At 42.7% G+C, this 18,070-nt stretch carries 17 protein-coding genes; 6 read left to right on the forward strand and 11 right to left on the reverse strand.

Translation table 11 applies throughout. The features are described from left to right. Positions 1 to 76 precede the first annotated feature (76 nt). Positions 77 to 919, reverse strand: a complete 843-nt coding sequence (locus U0033_RS09335; protein ID WP_072357003.1) for a helix-turn-helix domain-containing protein — start codon at positions 917 to 919, stop codon at positions 77 to 79. A 201-nt stretch (positions 920 to 1,120) separates the two neighbouring features. On the opposite strand from U0033_RS09335, the gene U0033_RS09340 reads away from it, so the two are divergent. The 3 genes from U0033_RS09340 (at position 1,121) to U0033_RS09350 (ending at position 3,481) form a co-directional block, all read left to right on the forward strand. Continuing rightward, positions 1,121 to 1,600, forward strand: coding sequence for a lipocalin-like domain-containing protein (locus U0033_RS09340; protein WP_072357002.1), 480 nt, complete (start codon positions 1,121 to 1,123; stop codon positions 1,598 to 1,600). A gap of 2 nt (positions 1,601 to 1,602) precedes the next feature. Continuing rightward, positions 1,603 to 2,415 carry an AraC family transcriptional regulator gene (locus U0033_RS09345; protein WP_072357001.1) on the forward strand — a complete coding sequence of 271 codons (813 nt, stop codon included), beginning with the start codon at positions 1,603 to 1,605 and terminating at the stop codon, positions 2,413 to 2,415. Between the two features lie 526 nt (positions 2,416 to 2,941). Next, positions 2,942 to 3,481, forward strand: coding sequence for a hypothetical protein (locus U0033_RS09350; RefSeq protein ID WP_072357000.1), 540 nt, complete (start codon positions 2,942 to 2,944; stop codon positions 3,479 to 3,481). Between the two features lie 171 nt (positions 3,482 to 3,652). Here U0033_RS09350 and U0033_RS09355 read toward each other — a convergent pair whose 3' ends face one another. From U0033_RS09355 to U0033_RS09390, 8 genes are all read right to left on the reverse strand, one after another. After that, positions 3,653 to 4,483, reverse strand: coding sequence for a hypothetical protein (locus U0033_RS09355; RefSeq protein WP_072356999.1), 831 nt, complete (start codon positions 4,481 to 4,483; stop codon positions 3,653 to 3,655). A gap of 5 nt (positions 4,484 to 4,488) precedes the next feature. Further along, entirely contained in the window at positions 4,489 to 5,874 is a 1,386-nt protein-coding gene (locus U0033_RS09360) for a hypothetical protein (protein ID WP_072356998.1), read from the reverse strand. Between the two features lie 27 nt (positions 5,875 to 5,901). After that, on the reverse strand, positions 5,902 to 7,281 hold the full coding sequence (locus U0033_RS09365; RefSeq protein WP_072356997.1) for a gluzincin family metallopeptidase: 1,380 nt from the start codon (positions 7,279 to 7,281) through the stop codon (positions 5,902 to 5,904). A 100-nt stretch (positions 7,282 to 7,381) separates the two neighbouring features. Next, entirely contained in the window at positions 7,382 to 8,047 is a 666-nt protein-coding gene (locus U0033_RS09370; protein ID WP_072356996.1) for a response regulator transcription factor, read from the reverse strand. Between the two features lie 18 nt (positions 8,048 to 8,065). Next, the gene (locus tag U0033_RS09375) at positions 8,066 to 8,839 is read right to left on the reverse strand and encodes a sensor histidine kinase (protein ID WP_072356995.1); all 774 of its coding nucleotides are present in this window, start codon (positions 8,837 to 8,839) and stop codon (positions 8,066 to 8,068) included. Then, on the reverse strand, positions 8,832 to 9,176 hold the full coding sequence (locus U0033_RS09380; RefSeq protein WP_072356994.1) for a hypothetical protein: 345 nt from the start codon (positions 9,174 to 9,176) through the stop codon (positions 8,832 to 8,834). The genes U0033_RS09375 and U0033_RS09380 overlap by 8 nt, the downstream gene beginning before the upstream one ends. 352 nt (positions 9,177 to 9,528) lie before the next feature. Then, on the reverse strand, positions 9,529 to 9,987 hold the full coding sequence (locus U0033_RS09385; protein WP_072356993.1) for a hypothetical protein: 459 nt from the start codon (positions 9,985 to 9,987) through the stop codon (positions 9,529 to 9,531). Between the two features lie 358 nt (positions 9,988 to 10,345). Continuing rightward, a complete protein-coding gene (locus tag U0033_RS09390; RefSeq protein WP_072356992.1) occupies positions 10,346 to 10,768 on the reverse strand; it encodes an MFS transporter in 423 nt (140 codons plus the stop codon). A gap of 282 nt (positions 10,769 to 11,050) precedes the next feature. Between U0033_RS09390 and U0033_RS09395 the strand changes: the two genes are divergently transcribed. Beyond that, the gene (locus U0033_RS09395) at positions 11,051 to 12,637 is read left to right on the forward strand and encodes a biosynthetic peptidoglycan transglycosylase (protein ID WP_322518502.1); all 1,587 of its coding nucleotides are present in this window, start codon (positions 11,051 to 11,053) and stop codon (positions 12,635 to 12,637) included. Here the strand turns inward: U0033_RS09395 and U0033_RS09400 are convergent. Next, positions 12,634 to 15,012, reverse strand: coding sequence for an outer membrane beta-barrel family protein (locus U0033_RS09400; protein WP_072356990.1), 2,379 nt, complete (start codon positions 15,010 to 15,012; stop codon positions 12,634 to 12,636). The two genes, U0033_RS09395 and U0033_RS09400, sit on opposite strands and share 4 nt — an antisense overlap. 89 nt (positions 15,013 to 15,101) lie before the next feature. Here U0033_RS09400 and U0033_RS09405 point away from each other — a divergent pair, with 89 nt between their 5' ends. Then, positions 15,102 to 15,956 carry a polysaccharide deacetylase family protein gene (locus tag U0033_RS09405; RefSeq protein ID WP_072356989.1) on the forward strand — a complete coding sequence of 285 codons (855 nt, stop codon included), beginning with the start codon at positions 15,102 to 15,104 and terminating at the stop codon, positions 15,954 to 15,956. Between the two features lie 92 nt (positions 15,957 to 16,048). Here U0033_RS09405 and U0033_RS09410 read toward each other — a convergent pair whose 3' ends face one another. Continuing rightward, the gene (locus tag U0033_RS09410) at positions 16,049 to 17,392 is read right to left on the reverse strand and encodes a UDP-N-acetylglucosamine 2-epimerase (RefSeq protein ID WP_083571316.1); all 1,344 of its coding nucleotides are present in this window, start codon (positions 17,390 to 17,392) and stop codon (positions 16,049 to 16,051) included. A 116-nt stretch (positions 17,393 to 17,508) separates the two neighbouring features. On the opposite strand from U0033_RS09410, the gene U0033_RS09415 reads away from it, so the two are divergent. Beyond that, the gene (locus U0033_RS09415; RefSeq protein WP_072356987.1) at positions 17,509 to 18,057 is read left to right on the forward strand and encodes a class I SAM-dependent methyltransferase; all 549 of its coding nucleotides are present in this window, start codon (positions 17,509 to 17,511) and stop codon (positions 18,055 to 18,057) included. Positions 18,058 to 18,070 lie beyond the last annotated feature (13 nt).

Below are 18,070 nucleotides of genomic sequence, written 5' to 3' on the forward strand. Positions count from 1 at the left end.
AGCGGGTTTATGATAACATATAAAGCAGCGTAAAAGTAAAGAAGGGGAAAGCGGGAGTATGGTATATTTGAAAATGCTATGGCATCTGAGATGAGTTTAGCCTGAAAGACTGAGGGGTTTGGTCAGCAAACCTTTTGAAGTATTTTACAAAATGAGAGGGGTCATTAAAATTCAGGGAAAAAGAAATTTCAGATACGGTTTTATCAGTATATAGCAACAATCTTTTGGCCTCATTAATGATAAAATCTGATAGAACAGCCGTTGCAGGCAAATCAACAGCTTTACGGCAAGCAGCATTAAGATTTTGAGGACTTGTATTTAATAAGCCGGCATAATAGGCTACTTTACTTTTAACCGGATTACCCTGATGTAGTTTCTCAAGAAAAGATTCATACATATTGGTTTTTCTCAAAGTACTGTTATCCGAACTGTCAGAAATGCGCTGAATTTTAGCTAATAGTGCCTTCAGCAACCCTTCTATAACGGGAAAGCTGAATTGAGCTCCTATAATACTTTCTTCCACCAATAACCCGAACAAGCATTGAATAGTGGCATTATCAGTAATATTGATGCAGGTAATATTACTAGCCTGATGCAGCAGCATCTTCAACTCGAGATCCAGGCTTCTTAGGACGAAGGACTTTTTAATAATAACCACATAGCCATCCGGCTCACTTTCAAGTTCCCAATTATGTACCTGGTTTTGAGTAATAAAATAGAGTACCGGTGGCCTGAGCTCATAACGAACGCCATCGATCCAATGCACGCCTGTTCCTTTAGTAAGATAAATGATCTCAAAATACTGCTTATGCTTGTGCGGTTCTGTTTTCCTGATATCTTTCCTGAAAGCCTCAGCCTTTATATGTCTGTCCGGGCTGATTTTGTCTTTTATCGGGATATTTGGTTCTAATTGTTGCATTTTAAACTTACCATTTCAGATTTCTAATTTAATAAATTTTAAACTGTGCAGGAAGGCTATTTCCTTTATTATCAATTACAGTAGCGGAGTTATAGGAAGGCAACCCCGCTCTCTGTTGGCGTTTTTAAATTGTGCACCAGGATACAGATTTATAGTAAAATTGTACTATTCCGGGTTAGGCTGCCTTCCTAATATTGTGGTATGAAAACACATATCATCATAATAATACTTAGTTGTATGACCACCCTTTCCTTTGCACAATCCAACCCATTAGTGGGTAGCTGGCACCTTACCCATGCTGACAAAATATTACCCGACGGCAAACAGGTAGCCGACTATGGCGAAAACCCGCAGGGCATTGCCATCTTTACTGCAGACGGACATTATGCAGTAGAGATTTTCCGTGGAGAAAGACAAAAGTTCCTGTCCGGAGATAAATTGAAAGGTACTCCTGAAGAATATAAAGATGCAGTATTAAGTACCAGTTGTCATTTTGGAACCTATTCAATAGATGAAGCAAACGGGATGATTATATTCAATACCGATCGCTCCAGCTACCCTAACTGGGATAATACAAAACGTAAAGTAACGTTTCATATAAAGGACGATGAATTGAGCTGGCAGCAGTCTCCCCGGCCAGATGGCAGCATGCCTGTGTCAGTTTTTCGGCGTAACTTGTAAAAATGACGAGGCAGAATTTACATCAACCCTTTGAAATTGAAATAAAAGAACTCAGCCAATTCCCTGCTTACAAACGCAGAAATAACTTCTTCGAACTTATCTATGTGGTACAGGGAACAGGGCTGCAGTTTGTAAATGAACATAAATTCTCCTACAAAAAAGGTAACCTGTTCCTATTAACGCCAGTAGATAATTACTCGTTTGATATTGTTAACCCGACACTATTTTTCTTTCTCCGTTTCAATGAAAATTATATAGCAGACAATAGCATTGAATACATATTGCAGAATGCTTCTCACAGGCCCGGATGCATCCTGAAAAATCACCTTGACAAGCCATTGATTGCTTCGCTGGTACAGCATATTATTACAGAACATACGAATCAGCAAATTTATTTCAACAGGATAAGCGAACAGCTCATCAGTACGATCATTACCATAGTAGCGAGAAATATTGCACTGAAACTACCCAAAAATATAAAAGAAAATACCGGCGAACCCGTGCTGGAAATATTACATTATATTCAACAACATATCTATGAACCCAATATGTTGAAGTCAGAAAGGATAAGTAAGCACGTCAACATGTCTCCTAATTATTTCGGTAGGTATTTTAAAAAGCAAACAGGTGAGACCTTGCAGGACTATATCATCCATTACAAAATGAGGTTGATAGAATCCCGCTTATTGAATAGTGATAAGCGGATAAGTGAAATTGCCTATGAGCTGAACTTCACTGATGAAAGCCATTTAAACAGGACATTTAAGAAGTTTAAGGGCATGAGTCCTTCTGAGTTTAGAAAGCAACTTGCCTGATGTGTATTATGGGTGATGACTAATTGCCTTGAAATAAACAGAACTCATTTTATCATTACTATGTATGTATTGATTATCCATTGAAAATACCTGTTTATGAAATGAGTTCCAGATAATAACCCAATGAACAACCGTCAAGACGGCGCGTTTACCATCCTTCCAGCAATCAATAAATTGGCTGATCCGCTCTTGTATGCCATCTGTATAGGTGATCTCCAGGTGCAGGGCTGACACCCGTGCACCTATTTTTTCTCCCCTATCTCCTTCCTCGTTACTTTATCGGTACCCAGTTCGGGTACATTTTTCCAAAGAAGCAGTTCTGGCAGGACCAATCCAGGATATAAGACAAAGAGCCTTACATAACGGTGTTTAAAGACCATTCAAAGAGCACTAAAATAGTACCTTAATATCCAATTGATATTCTGGTGATCTTACTATGATATTTTAGTACTCATTTAATGTTAACGATGAACTATATCTCACCAGAATAAGCTAACATTGTATTGTAACCTCAAAATTGTTTGTTATGGCCATAGTAAAAGACAGCCTGCTATTAGATAAAGTCCGGGGTGTACTCGGCAATGAGTTCGTGATATACGAACGAAATGGACAGATCATCATCGCTAAAAAGCGTGGCCCCTCGAAGGGGAAGCCTACCACAAAACAGTTGGAAGCCAGGTACAAGATGAAAGTGGCAGTAGCTTATGCCAAAGCGGTCATTATGGATCCCGAGATAAAGGCGTATTACAAGTCCCTGGCCGGTCCTGGGCAAAATGCCTTTAATATGGCGGTCAGAGATGCTTATCAGTCACCCGAGATCCAGGATATTCAATTCGAATCAGAGACCGTGGTTGTGACAGCGAAGAATGAATTCAGGGTAGCGGAGGTGAACGTAAGAGTGGAGGATGCCAAAGGTGTAATTCTGGAGCGGGGGAAGGCCCTTTTAAGCCGAAATGGCGTGAGTTGGTCTTATAAGGTAAGCACAGTACCACCAGGTGGAAAACTGGTGATAGTGGCGGTAGATTTACCTGGGAATGAAACGGTGCGGGAGCTGAAGATAGAATAGAGCATCACCAACAAAACCTCCAAACACCAAAGCCTCCAGATTTTTCATCTGAAGGCCTTTAATTTTAATAACCCGATCGGTTCATTTAGCGGACTATGGGAGACTAGTGTCGAACAGTTTTGCGGAAGGTTTATTCCGCATTCAATCTCTCATTGGTGAAAAATTCCCCTGCTACACCATGCCCTTACTTTTCAACCGCGTCTCCACTGCCTGAAACATCACTGTCTGTCGGGCCGGAGCCGCCAGATTCTCTTCCTCTTTCTTCCTATTCACCTCCTGCACCGCAGCCACCTGCCGATCTATTTTCGTCTCCTTCCCATTCTCACTCGTCTTAAACCCAAGATAAGCAGCAGCACTCACCCCTAACAAGGCCATCTGGTTCGGATCAAATTTTATAAACGGGTCCACTTTCCCTTTCAAATTCGCTACAAACCCCACTACAAAAGCAACCCCAAAGATCAAATTAATCACCACTGCCTGAAACCGATGAATACTCACCCCACTCTCATCCGAAAGAATATCCAACAGGAACCCCTGCGAAGCTGTAATATCCTGGTGCCTCGAGGGCATATCCTGGTTATTCGCCTGCATCTGCGACCGATCGATCATAGTACCGGTCAAGCCTACCATTAACCCGCCACCCAGCAGAATGACCATCTGGTCGGTAATATCAACCAACACATTGGTATAGATATACACCCCCAGGAAACAGGATAAAATAATCACCGTCCACCAGAATAACTGCGTCTTTGCATAACTAAAACTCCGTTGCTTCAAGGGTCTTGGCAGATTAGTTTCCGGATCATAACTGAGATCCCTGCAAAGAGGAGTGGTAAAAAACAATAACAATCCTACTCCACCCACCAATAAAAACCCGCCCCATATACATGCCGCCATATGAGCAGAAGTATGATCATACAATGTGGATGCTTTTGCAACAGCGTTCTGTGCAAACACATCAGCACCAGAAAACAACAGTACCGATAATAAAAAGTATTTCATAACTATTAGTTTAAGAAACTGTAATTAACAGACAAAAATGCGCCTGGTTTAATCCCATCCTTAACAAAGGTGCCGGGGGTTCCGCTATAGGTCGTATTCTCCTTATATGCAGAAGACAACCTGTTTACAAACCCTGCGATCAGACCCGCGGAAACCATTAACCTGTTCTTCTCCCCCGTAATAAATGACATGCCCAACAGCACTCTTGGCTTAGGTTTTTCTGACACCGACATCCCTATACCGAATGCCATACCCAGGTAATTGCAGGACTTATCTCCTGTCACATTCCACCCGGTATATGCCAGCGCATTGATGCCAAATTCCATTTTACCGGAATGCTTTTCCTGCACAATTGAAAAAGTTGAGTCTGATTGCTGCTGCCCGCTATAGACGTCGTTGTATAAAGTGGACGTGTAGATCCCCGCACTTATTCCCCACACCTTATGCTGTACCCAGGGTAACATAAAAGTCGTTTTATAAGAGCCAAGGTTCAGGGAGTCATACCTTGGGGTAATGGAGATCGTCACTTTTTTGACATCATCCAGCAGGTACATAGGCAGGGATACATAGCACCCGCTGGAAGTAAGTTGCAGTACCCTGAGATTACATATCAATGTAGCCTGATGGTCCAGGTCAACATTCTCCTGGGCAGCAATAACGGAAGTACTGATATCTTCGTAATACTTCCGAATAAGAGTATCATTATTTTTCAGGCCCTTATCTTTTTCTATTTTTTCTGCATACTTTGAAATATTACGAACATACCGGATAGTCCTTACTTCTAATCTATACCGGAGATCCAGCAATGCAGACCTGAGCGAATCCATATTATGCGCTATTTCTTTGATCTCAGCATCAAAGGACAGGTCACAACTGACAGCAGGCACCGTTTGCACCAAAAACTGTTCCCGATATTTATATAATATCCACTCAGCGTCCTGCTTCAAACTATATAATTCGTGTTGCATATTGAGGATAGTATCAATCTCAAGTTGCTGTACATCTTCCACAGACAATTCATCCTTTGGCTTTTTGGGTGGGAAATCAGCAAACATACTTTTATTCCCGGCCACCGCCAGCGGCGCAGCAGCCACTACCGCACTGCTCAGGTTCGCCACCAGTTTAGCCAGATTCCCATCGTCCTGCAAACCGGATATTAAAGTTCCATTATTAGGAGGAGCTACCGCAGCGGTATCCACATCGCCAATTTCCAACTTATACAGATTGGCATTATAATTTGTAATACTCAGCTGGATAGCATCTCCTTTTTGAAAACTTCCTGTGGGGAAATTAATAGCCTTAGTTTTAAAATCTAAGGAAACAGTACCCGTCTTCTGGGCATACACCTGCGCACTGGCAAAAACAATCAGTAGTAAAATATAACGTAACATAAAAATTGGGATTAATAGATGAAATAATCAATGGCCAAAACAATCGATACGGATACGCTTCAGCATATAGTCCTCCCCTTCCTTCCTCAATTCATGTGTATAAGTCTCTTTCACCGGAAACATATTCGTCTGTTCTGAGATCGGCTTTAACTTCCCTGTACTCACTATCTGTTTCAAAAACTCCTTCGCCGCGAGAGCAGGTGCCTTCGGTGCCTCCCCATTAAACGCCATTGCAAAGAAATTGTCTCCGCTATTTGCATGCACAAGAATGGTATCCACCCCCAATTCAAACTCACTTACAGACAATCTCAAAGTAGACAGCTCATGTGCAGGCATTATATTAAAAGCCATTAAATGACTCACATGCTTCAAGAAAGGTTGCATCGGCACTGCCGTATCCAGAATACCATGCTTCACAAAAGCCCCACGCAAACACTGATCATACCCAATCCCATCAAATTCCTGCTTAGCCACCGCCACCATACCTGCAGCTACCTGGCTAAAAAAAGCAGGTACCACATCCGCAATCCTGATCCCACCAATCAGCACCTTACCCATCGCTATACTCACCTCCTGCAAATGCGCCTCAGAACCATCCCCCAGTCTGAACATAGCCGCCAGCCCTTCAAAAAATGCCGCCGTAAATACCCTTGAAAAAGAATGCGCCTCCTTACTCAGCACGGAAGCCGGCCCCGATCCGGGTAACAGATCAGTTTTCTGATAGAAGAATTTATTCACCGCATTCCGAAGACAATCTTTCTCTACCGCATCAGGATATACCTGGCGGATCGCCCATCCCATCTGCTCTGCCAGTTTTGATAACCGGGAAGAAGAATACAGGATTCCCGATGTATCCTGCAATACACTTTGTCTTAAACTCTGTACCTGCAAGCCACTCAATAAAGCACTCATATCACCGAACGATTCATGAAATGCGGCTGCCTCCAAATAAGCCGTATCAAACAGTGCAGGCCTGATAATGTCCAGGATGGCATGCCCCAGCTCATGACAAACAATATCCGCACTCTCTCCCGCATACACTGTTTGATGACCAGCATTGCCGTAATAAAAATTAAGTCCGTCGACTCGTGAATAATAAGCATTGAAATTTTCACCTGCTTCCAGGTTCACCGGCAACACAGCACCGATATCCTGCTGCCAGGAAAATTCCGGTAACAACGATTTCCAGTATGTAATACCTCTGTAAAGAAAAGTAAGCCCTGCCCAATAGCGGAATGCTGCTGTACCCGGGGCATAATCGCCTGGTACCGGCGCAGGAGAAGGATGGACAATTTGTATTGGGAGGTTCAATACCTCCGGATCAGGAATAGATACGTTGATTAACATCCCCCCGCTGGGATGATCATTTAAACCGGGATCCTGTTCCCATGTTTTTACCTGGATCATAACTGTATGTTTTTGGGTGAATAACAATACAAAGATCCTTTAGTCTCCATGGTTAGACAACGTGAAAATAAGGGAGAATATCAGGGTGTTTTCACCCCTGTTAAGGGAGGTTATCCAGCAGTACAATACCGTTCTTCAACGCATAGGTGACAAGTCCTACCCGGGTTTTTACATTGAGTTTTTCAAACAGGCTATCCCTGTAACCATCGATGGTCCTTGCGCTCAGGCACATTTTATCTGCAATTTCTTTATAGGTCATCTCTGTGCAAGCCATCTTTAAGAAGATGAGTTCCCGGTCATTCAGCTCCAGCACCATTTTATTCGGATTGCTGTCACTCCCGCTGATGGAGCTAATGAGTTTCCCTGTGACCATTTCAGAATAGTAGAACCCTTTCCCTGATATTGCCGCCAGGGCACTCCTCAGTTCCGCGGGTTCACAATCTTTCAGAATATAGCCCCTTGCCCCTGCTTTGAACATCCTGATCACGGCCGTCTCATTATCATACATGGACAGGGCCAGTACCCGTACGACAGGGTACTGGTCCCGCAACCATAAGCAGGTTTCATAGCCATCCAGCTCCGGCATATTAATGTCCAGCAATACGATGTCAGGCAGATGATGGGCATCCAGCTTTTCGATCAGATCTTTTCCATTGTTCGCTTCAAAAAGCAGATCATAATTACCAAAACTTTCGATCACACGCGCCAATCCATTGCGCAACAGTACATGGTCATCTGCCAGTACTATCTTTACTTTTGAGTTCATGGGGTTCTAATTGCTTAATTAAGGAGTAAAAACAATACGAATGAGCGTGCCGTTTAATACATTACTTTCCAGCTGAAATGAGGCACCGATCATGGCGCTTCGCTTTTCCATATTGCGAAGCCCCATTCCCCTCGATTCAGGCAGCGCGGTGATGTCAAATCCCTTCCCGTTATCCGCAATACTTAAGGTACAAAGTGTAGCTGTGTAACAAATATCTATATCAATCACGCTGGCGGAAGCATGTTTGATCAGGTTGTTCAGCACCTCCTGGAAGATCCTGAACAAGATCAGCTCCCTGCTGGAATCCATTCGCCAAACAGTTCCGCTACTATTAAAGTTCACTAAATATGCCCCTGTCTTCTTTATTCTGTCAAGCTCCGCTAAGATAGCCGCATATACCCCACGTGCTGTGATGGTATCTGTATCCATACTCCCGGACAAATCCCGCAGATCCTGGATCACTTTACTGATCAGTTGTTTGGTATCGCCAATCCTTTCCCGTAATGATTCCGGGCAGTTACTCTCCATGATGCTGATGTTAAGTTTTGCAAGACTTAATATCTGGCCAATATTATCGTGAATCTCTTCAGAAATATGCTTCAGGGTTTGTTCTTTCATCTCGAGCCGGGAGTGCAGGATCTCCTTTTCATAAGCCACATGCAGTTGTTTTTTCTCTTCCCGGTGCACAGCCCTGCGGCGCCGGTAAATCATCCAGAAAGTGACAATAAAACAGATCATTAGCAGGAAGAGCAGCGTCGCAATGACCATACTTAGTATAATATCCTTATCCATTGGCAGTAATTTTTGGGTTACGCTCATGCAAAAAACCTGCTGCAAACAATACATACATGATAATATTAAAAATATACTGAATCACCCACAGCTGACTGAGAATAGAATCCGGATATCGCTTAATATATGGCCATAATGAATAGATCAGCATGGTGCAGGGAGCGTACAATAATAAACCTAAAAGGTACCAGAAAAAAGGCATCGAAGGATTGATCTCCCAGTCATCGGTGGCATATTGATCCAGGATGATCAACAGCATCCATACTGTGTAAATAAAGTTATTCAGGCATACAAGTTCACTGATAAATCTTTCCATCAGGCCATAAACGAGTATCATACAAACATTACATAATAAGGCTAACAAACCTGAAAACACAAAAACTCTCTTACGACTATAGGAAAAAAGCTTATTAACAAACAAGCAATAGAATAACACCACCTCACAGATCGTATACAAATTATAGGATATGTTCAGGGCGCTTCCTTTCATCATGAATGCCCGCAATAACTGTGGGATAGTAGCTAATGCTACTATCCCTAAAATAATTCTTGAGTCATTTCCAAGACGCCTAAAATACAGAAACCCGGTAAACAGAGGTAATAGAATGCTCCATATTGAAAGGGTGCTTAGATATTCCTGTATATGCATAAAGTAGTTGTAGTGCTCTTTATACAATTTAGGAAGTTTCTCAGATAAAATTAAATGTCAGCTGCCCATTTACAATGGAGGTGATCATTTGTCCGGGAGGATGTTCCAGTGCCACAGTGGTTCCATCCACCTGTGCCCGGAGGGTATCATTATTCCCTGTGGGATTACCATCCTGTGGCATTGTGGTTTTAAGCACCATTACTGTAGGATCTCCCTCTTTAAAGTTCATCTCATCTTTCAAATGTGCCCCCATCACAATTACTACATGGGTTGCATTTCCTTTCTGCAGGAAATCTATCAGCTCTTCCCTGTCAAATAAATACCCGTTGATCTGATCGGCGTAATAATTCTTACATGCAGGTTCGTTAATTAAATTGTTTACAAAAGAATGCGCAAACTGCATTTTACTTGTCATGCTCGTTCTTTTATTCAGCGTAAGTTGAGCTTCTGTAGCATCAATTAGCTTTCCCATGGTGAATGAGGTTAATTCCTTTGCCATAAAATAAAATTTGAGGTTAGAAAATGTTGAAATAAAAATAAGGATAAACCATAGATAAGGCGAGGTAGCAAGTGCTGTTAAAAATGACAGGGGGAAAACACCTTTTACACCAAACCCTTTGCTGAAAGGGGTTTTAACAGATCATCCCAGCGGTCAGAATCCGTTATTCTCCCGGCTAAAAGGGTGAAAACACGGTAGGAAAAGGAATCATTAAACTTTTTTTTGTTATGGATGGTGTAATGAATGACAGGATGAAGTTCAGTGAATATTGAAGAAAAAACAATACCAACCAGTTTGTATTTTTGGAGGCAGTGATTTTCATTTTAGGGAGGACCGGGTCGATATGTGCATTCAAAAGTTATAAATCGCCACCTCTGGAGATCACATCCCTCAGCTCAGGATGCTCTCTTTTCTCGCGGCTTAATACTTTATAAGTGATCACAATGCTTAGGAGCATACAAACTGCTCCGATTAAAAAGTGTATACCTGGAAAATAGAACGGGGCTTTATCTGTAGTAAAGTAAGTGAAGGTACTGTTCATTACCAGGGGGCCAATGATCGTTGTAAGACTCATCAAACTTGTAAGTGCACCCTGCAGCTCTCCCTGCTGATTACGCGGTACATGGCCTGAAATAACAGATTGAAGGGAAGGGCCACAGATCCCGCCGAGACAATAGGGAATCAGAAATGCGAACATCATCCAGCTTTCTGTTGCAAAAGCAAAGAGTATCAAACCTATTGCATAAAGGCTCAGGCCGAGTCCGAATGCGGCACCGATCATACCGAAATTCCTGGCCCTGGTAGTTTCGTCAGAGCTTACGTCTGCAATATAAGCTGAAGCAGTAGTGAAACTGGCACCTGTGTCACCTCTTCCTGAAATGCTGCTTAAAACAATGGGGGTCCGTACTTATTTTTGTATATTACAAGTCATAACCCTTTTCCATTGATGAATTCCCTCCCATCCACATTTTTTATTATCAGACAGCTCGTAATAATACTTCTTACAAACGGCTACCCTGGTAGTAAATGGCTGAGTAACAAACAGAAAAATGCATGCGAAAAATTGGGTAAAGCCCTCAATATTTTCTTTACCGTAGGAAAGATCAGATTTCACCTGGATGGCAGCTTTACGATGAAAGAATTACATATCCGGAAGAAACATAAACTCTCGTTCACCGCTACTGGCATTCATGGCAAAATAAATCTAAGGACTTTACTCAGGAAGGAATTACTACTCAGTTCACTATCTGCAGCTACAATCCAGTTGAACATCCTTTCCGCCAGGCATCCGGCACCGGAAAACACGGTTCCTGTAAAACAACCCGCCTTCCCCCTGCAGCCCATACATTATAAAGGGGTATTCAGGCTGCTTTCAAGACTAAAAAAACATATTCCCCTGCATACTGATATAGCTGCAGTAACGATGACTATCGGCCGCCACACCTTTTCCATCAAAAAGCTGGCAATAGAAAAAAGAGAGGGTAACCTGCATTTCTCTGCCAACGAAACACAATCTCCCGGAATGCTTCTCCTCAGTTCCAATAGCCTGTTGAACATTACAAATATAACGGATAGTGCACTGTCACTTAGTTTACTGGTTGAACAAGGTACCATCAGCAGCCATGTGCTGTCTTCGAAAGAAATTAGGGCGGAGCACTTATCACTTCACATGGACTGCCACCTGTCCGGAGATGCTTTTACACTGGCAGAAACAGCTACCGCCAGGTATAACCAGTTGCGGTTTTCCCTGTATGGCACACACGATTTCAGCCACAACCATTTCAAGGCGGGCATCCGGCTGGAAGAGATTTCAATAGCTGATTTTCTACGGGCCTTCCCCGATTTCAGCTACCGGAAAATATACGGGTTGTCCTTCACCGGTACAGTAGCATCCGTTAACGCAGTCTTCACCTGCAATACAAATAATCTCTGGGAACATACTTTTGAACTGGAGTTACAGAACAACGAGCTGCAACTGGCTGAATGTCCGGCAAACTGGCACAACCTCAACGAAAAGCCGGTTAATACCAGCCATCACTACCTGGACATCGGGCAAATACAGCCACTACTGCTGGCCACTATACTAAGTTCAGAAGATACAATGTTCTTTAAGCACCGCGGGCTAGACCCTATGGCCATCGGTTATAGTATTGTACAAAATATTATTAACCGTGAATTTCGGCGGGGCGCAAGTACCATCACCATGCAACTGGTACGTAATCTTTTTTTGAACCATGAAAAAACACTCTACAGAAAAATAGAAGAAATCTTCATTGCACTGCTGCTGGAACACTTCTTTCATATTCCTAAAATGAAAATACTGGAACACTATCTGAATATCATAGAAATGGGTCCTAATGTATATAGCCTGGCAAATGCTTCCTGGTTCTATTTTTCAAAACCGGCAAACGATCTGACTTTAACCGAATGCCTGGTGCTATCATATATAATCCCCCGCCCTAAATTTTTCCTGGATGCATTCCTGCAGGAATCAGAACAACTAAAACGGAATTTACGGACGCATATTAAAAGATTTGGCAGACTCCTCTTTCTTCAGGGCATCATCACACAGGAACAGCAGGACGGACTGAACATGCGCATCACCATACAGGGCAAAACCCTTTCACTCTTGCAAACTGCAGGCGCTTAATTGCCTATTCTCCCCTTTTCATCAGTATTACCCTGATCAATCTTTTTATTACTGAATTTTTTCCCTGAACGGAATGTATAAGAAAACGCTACACCAACAATACGGGTGGGCCGCTTTTGATAAAAGTCTATATGCGTATTGTAATAGTCGGTCGTCTCTTTCTCCCGTAAGGTGTTGAAAATATCTGCCAGAAACAGCCGCACTCTTCCCTGGTTCTTAAGTATTCTCCTTGTAAACTCCAGGTCAAACGAAAACATATGAGGGATCCTGGAATTAGCACTCACATATGGCGAACGATAATCTGCTACCACGTCAATGTCTATGACTTTGTTCCATACAATCGTATGTATTGACTTTAGGGAAAAAGAGGTCCGGTTAATACTGAACGAATCAAGACGGTAAGATAAATTATATAACGAAAAACTGTTATTGACTGTCCATCCTTTCATCACCTTAAAAGGTGCTTCCAGGCTCACACCATACTCGGTACTATTTGTAAAATTCCTTGACTGGTATTCAATTACATTATTACCCGCTGAAGATGCCAGTTCGGCAATGACATTATTCGTCCGGGAAAAATACAATTCTGCAGTATACTCATTCCTGAAGGTATAACCTGTTGAAATGTTATGGCTATACTGTGGCAACAGGTTCGGATTGCCAATCAGCACCGTATAGTCATCAAACTGCAAACGATAAGGGTTTAAAGCGGTGAATGATGGCCGCTGCAATCGGCGGGTATAGTTCAGACGTATCGAATTACCCTGCGTCTCATTCAATGTATACATCATAAAAAATGAAGGAAACAATCCGAAATAGTTTCTGTCAAACTTCTGACCGGACGTGACCGAATTACCTTTTGTATAAGTCTGCTCTGCCCGTAAACCAGCCTTTAGCACAACTCGTCCTAATGTCTTCTCCGCAGATGAGTAAAACATCAGCAAATACTCCTTATAGATAAAATGATTACTCCCCGCACCATTCAATACCCAATTGTCATCTGTGTAATCTTCGCGAATAATTTCATTATCCCGTTTTACAGCAGATAGTTTTGTGCCTCCTTTTATTTCCGTTTTATTTTTTAATACTTTCGTATAATCAGCCTGCAAACTAAGTATGCTGGTATTGTTAGGAGTATTGTTCCTGTAGGTAGAATTTCGCAACGGATCATTATACCGGGAGGAGAAATTATTAAGTTCAGTCTTACTGCTATTGGTGTAATCTGCAATCACCTTCAACTGAGAACCGCTGCTGTCTGTCCGCCACACATAATTGAGCGTAGTACTTTGCAGGTTAGCATCCCTTGTTCTCCCGGAATTCGCTACACCAGTTATCGTATCTGTACCCGGCAGGTAACGGATCCCGGTGATAAAAGATTCATTCAGGTCATTAACTGTAGCCAGGGTCTGCAGGTTGATAGTCTGAGTTTTCCCGATGTCCAGCGCTATACCAAAGCGGTACTGATGCCGCCCCGCATTGTTGTCCCTGTCGGTCCGGCTGCTGTACACTCCTTTATCGGGATATACAATATTATTAGTGGCTAAATAAATACTCTTGTCTTTCACATAACTGTATGCCCCGGACAAATAAAGGTTCTTCACCCGGTAATCTGCCGTGGCTGTTCCTCCGTAGTAGGGCTTTGTTCCCTGCTGACGGTACTGTGTGGACACCCCACCGCTAAACCCGTCATTTCTTACCTTTTTAAGAATAATATGTATAATACCACCTGCACCTGCCGCTTCAAATTCGGACGGTGGGTTAGCAATCACTTCTATTTTACTGATATTCTCCGACCGGATAGTTTTCAGGTACTCAGCCAGCTCTTCTTCAGACATACGCTGCACGACATCATTGATCATGACCAGGACCGACTGAGATCCTTTAATCCGGATACTGCCATTATTACTTACCCATACACCAGGCGATTTTCTCAACACGTCCAGCCCTGAATTGCCATTGGCAAGAAAACTATTCTCTACATCTACAATATACCTGTCAGCCTTCCTGATCACCAGCGGCTTTTTGCCCGCTATCGTTACACCTGCCAGCGTTCGTTTATCCCTTGCCAATATAATGTGTGATAGAAAAGCCGTATCAGGGTAGCTAAAGTTCCGCTTCAATGTCTGGTAGCCCATTAACGAAACGGTCAATGTATAATGACCATGCAAACGATCAATAGTACTGATGGCAAAGTGCCCGCTTTCATCCGCGGTAGCACCAGCTATAAAACTACTGTCTGCCTGAAGCACTATAGTTGCAAATGGGAGCGGCTGAAAGGAAGAATCAGCCACCTTGCCGGCAATAGAATGTTGTGCGCGCAAACCATTAGAGGAAAATATTAAAAATAGAATAAACAGGATATTTCTTAATGTCATCAGAGGGTTTTATAAGATGTATCTTCTGAAACTTAATTTAGATAAATTTTTATTATTTTAACATAAATCTCCAAAAGAAAAGCTATTACATGGAAATTTACCTGACTTTTGATGATGGTATCCAGGAAGGTACCGAAGAAGTACTGGCTGTGCTAAAAGAAACAAATGTAAGGGCTACATTCTTCCTGGTAGGCACACAGCTAAGCTATGCTATTAAAAAGGACCGCACGCAATTGCAAACACTGTTAAAAGAAATTTATATCCACCATACAATCGGCAACCATAGCTACTCCCACGCCAATGACTGTTATGCTGATTATTATACAAACAATGGTATACGAATAGATGATAATGGGAACAGGCGCTCCATATTGCTTGATTTCGAAAAATCAAAAGACACTATTCATCAACTCCTTTACGATATGCAGGAAATAGACACTGCGTCCTGTATGTATCCACTTGCCCTCAGCCAGAAAATGCCGCTGGCCAGGCTACCGGGCCGCAATACATGGTATGTATCAGATCCACAACAACCGGAAGGCAGTACACAAGCACTCATCCGGCACTTTGAAACAGACAGCCGCAAAGGCGCTGAAGAGCTGTATCGCGCCGGCTATAACGTATTTGGCTGGAACACTGAATGGAGAATGACGTTCGATTTTCACCACGATGCATCTTCCAACATAGACAGGTATGCACCGGAAAATATATGGAAGGACCGGCCCACCGAAACCTGGAAACAGGTCAGGGATAAAATGCTAAAAACGAGCATAGGGAACAAAGTAATTCTCCTCATGCATGAGAGGGCATTCAGAAAAGGAACTGATAAAAAAGAAACAGAACAGTTAAGCGCATTGATCAATTATTTCAAAGAAATTGGTGCCGCATTTAAATCGCTGGACGAATATACCAGCAGTCCCTTCCAGTTCCGCAACTCAAAATGAGGAATTTTCCGCCAATATCCGCTCAGCGAAGCAAAGAAAAAATTTAGCAATCGCTTATGCAGGTTCAGTACCTGCCCCATCTCAACATGCTGCTATAAAATACTATCATCAAAAATATCCTGTATTGTCAGCATCGGCAGTGGTATATAATCCTGTAAGATGTCTGCCATCTTTTCTCCCACATTACGACCGTAAAGTAGTTTATCATGGTTACTGAAAATACTCCGGTCATGTTCGAGTATATATTCCAGGGAACTGCTGATCAGGGATGCGCTATATGGAGGCACCAGGATATTGTTTTGTACCTGCCATATTGTTTCCGGCCGGTCAGTACTGTACCTGCAGGTAATACAGGGTATATCCAGGACTTGTGTTTCCTCCTGTAATCCACCGCTATCTGTATATATACCCCGACAATGCGGAGAACGCATAAATTCTATCACATGCTGATAATGGGTCCATAATGGTGTCACCTTTACGCCCTCCTGTTCCTGCAGGGCTGCCCATACATCTCCAAGCCCCAGTGTACGAATGCCCTTATTCAGGGCATTAGACACCACAATCACAATACGGAATCCCCTGCCGCACAGCTCTTGTATAGCTTCAAATAAACTTGAAAGTACCTGGTAACAAATATTCTCCCGCCGGTGAATATCTACCCTTAACCAGCTCCCCTCACGCAAAAACGGATACACTTCAAAAACCGATGTCAGCACCGTCTCTTTCATGATCAGTTCAAGCGCATCAGCACTTAATGAACCTACCTGGTGAATGTCTTTTTTATCAGCGCCCTCCCGCAACATGTTCTTACTGTTTAAAGAAACCGGTGTAAAAAACAATTGTGAACAAACAGATGCCAGCCGCGTATCTGCTGCTTCGGGAAATGGTTCATCCTGTACCATTGTCCAGCCCTCCCGGGTCCTTTGCAGATCAAGGATCTCAGGAAAATTATCCGGCATCTGCTGCCTGGCAAAAGGAGAATAGGACCTCAACCCGGCTTCCACGTGAATACTACGCAGTCGTGTCTTGAAATACCAGAGAATAGGAAACATTCCAGCTGTAGAGGTATCCCCTGATACTACCGGAATGGCCTGCCCTTTAAACTGATGCTTCTTCAGATAAATATATAACCAATTCACACGGTCTGCCAACTCTGCCGTCCTTCCCAGCAGATCACCTCTCACATTCAGGAAAATTGAAATCAGATGTTCATACTGCAATTCATGACGTGCGTGTACCAGCTTCTTCTCATAATGCTGCCCCGCATCTATTACCAGGAATGCACACCCTTTTTTGCTCATCGCAAGTATCAGGCTTGCCAGTTTGATATAACAGGGTTTGGTTGCAATAATTATTAAGTAAAGTGGCCTTGAAGTAGCATTCGCCAGCTGTATCTGCTCATCCACGAGATGATCGTCAGTTATCGGCATTAACATACTAATGGTAGTTCGTTAGTTACGTTTGGGTTTCATTCAATTTTAAATATAACATTTTTTCACTACCGGCAGGCAGATTTTTTCTATATTTGATTTGAACCAAATGACCCCTCAAAATGAACATACAAGCGTCTACATGGGATAAACAATATGCACAGGGCGCATGGGATGTTCTTAAATCCCCACTTGAAGAAAAACGCTTTGAATCTGTGCGCAGCTTCATATATAAATATGCTACCGGAGGAAACATCCTCGAAGTAGGCTGTGGAGAAGGACTATTACAGTCTGGTATGGACAAACAGCGATATGCTACTTTCACAGGCATAGATATATCTACTGTCGCCATTACACGTACCGCATATCTTCAGGATACCCAAAATACATATCTGCTTGCTGATATGGAAACCTGGCAACCCACCGGTGACAGGTTCGACATGATCATTTTCAATGAATCGCTATATTATGCCAGTTACCCTATTCAGCTCATGCACAGGTACTTTTCATTTTTAAAACCCGGTGGGGCAATCATTCTTTCCGTTTATGAAACCCCTCCCAACAAACGATTACTGGATGCTATTGACAAGCATTACCACGTTACTGAAGAAAAGATAACAGTAAACGAAAGAGGCAGATGGTACTGTCGTATTTACCTGTCTGAAAAATAAATAACTCATTCAC

This window comes from Chitinophaga sancti, assembly GCF_034424315.1.
Taxonomy (GTDB): domain Bacteria; phylum Bacteroidota; class Bacteroidia; order Chitinophagales; family Chitinophagaceae; genus Chitinophaga; species Chitinophaga sancti.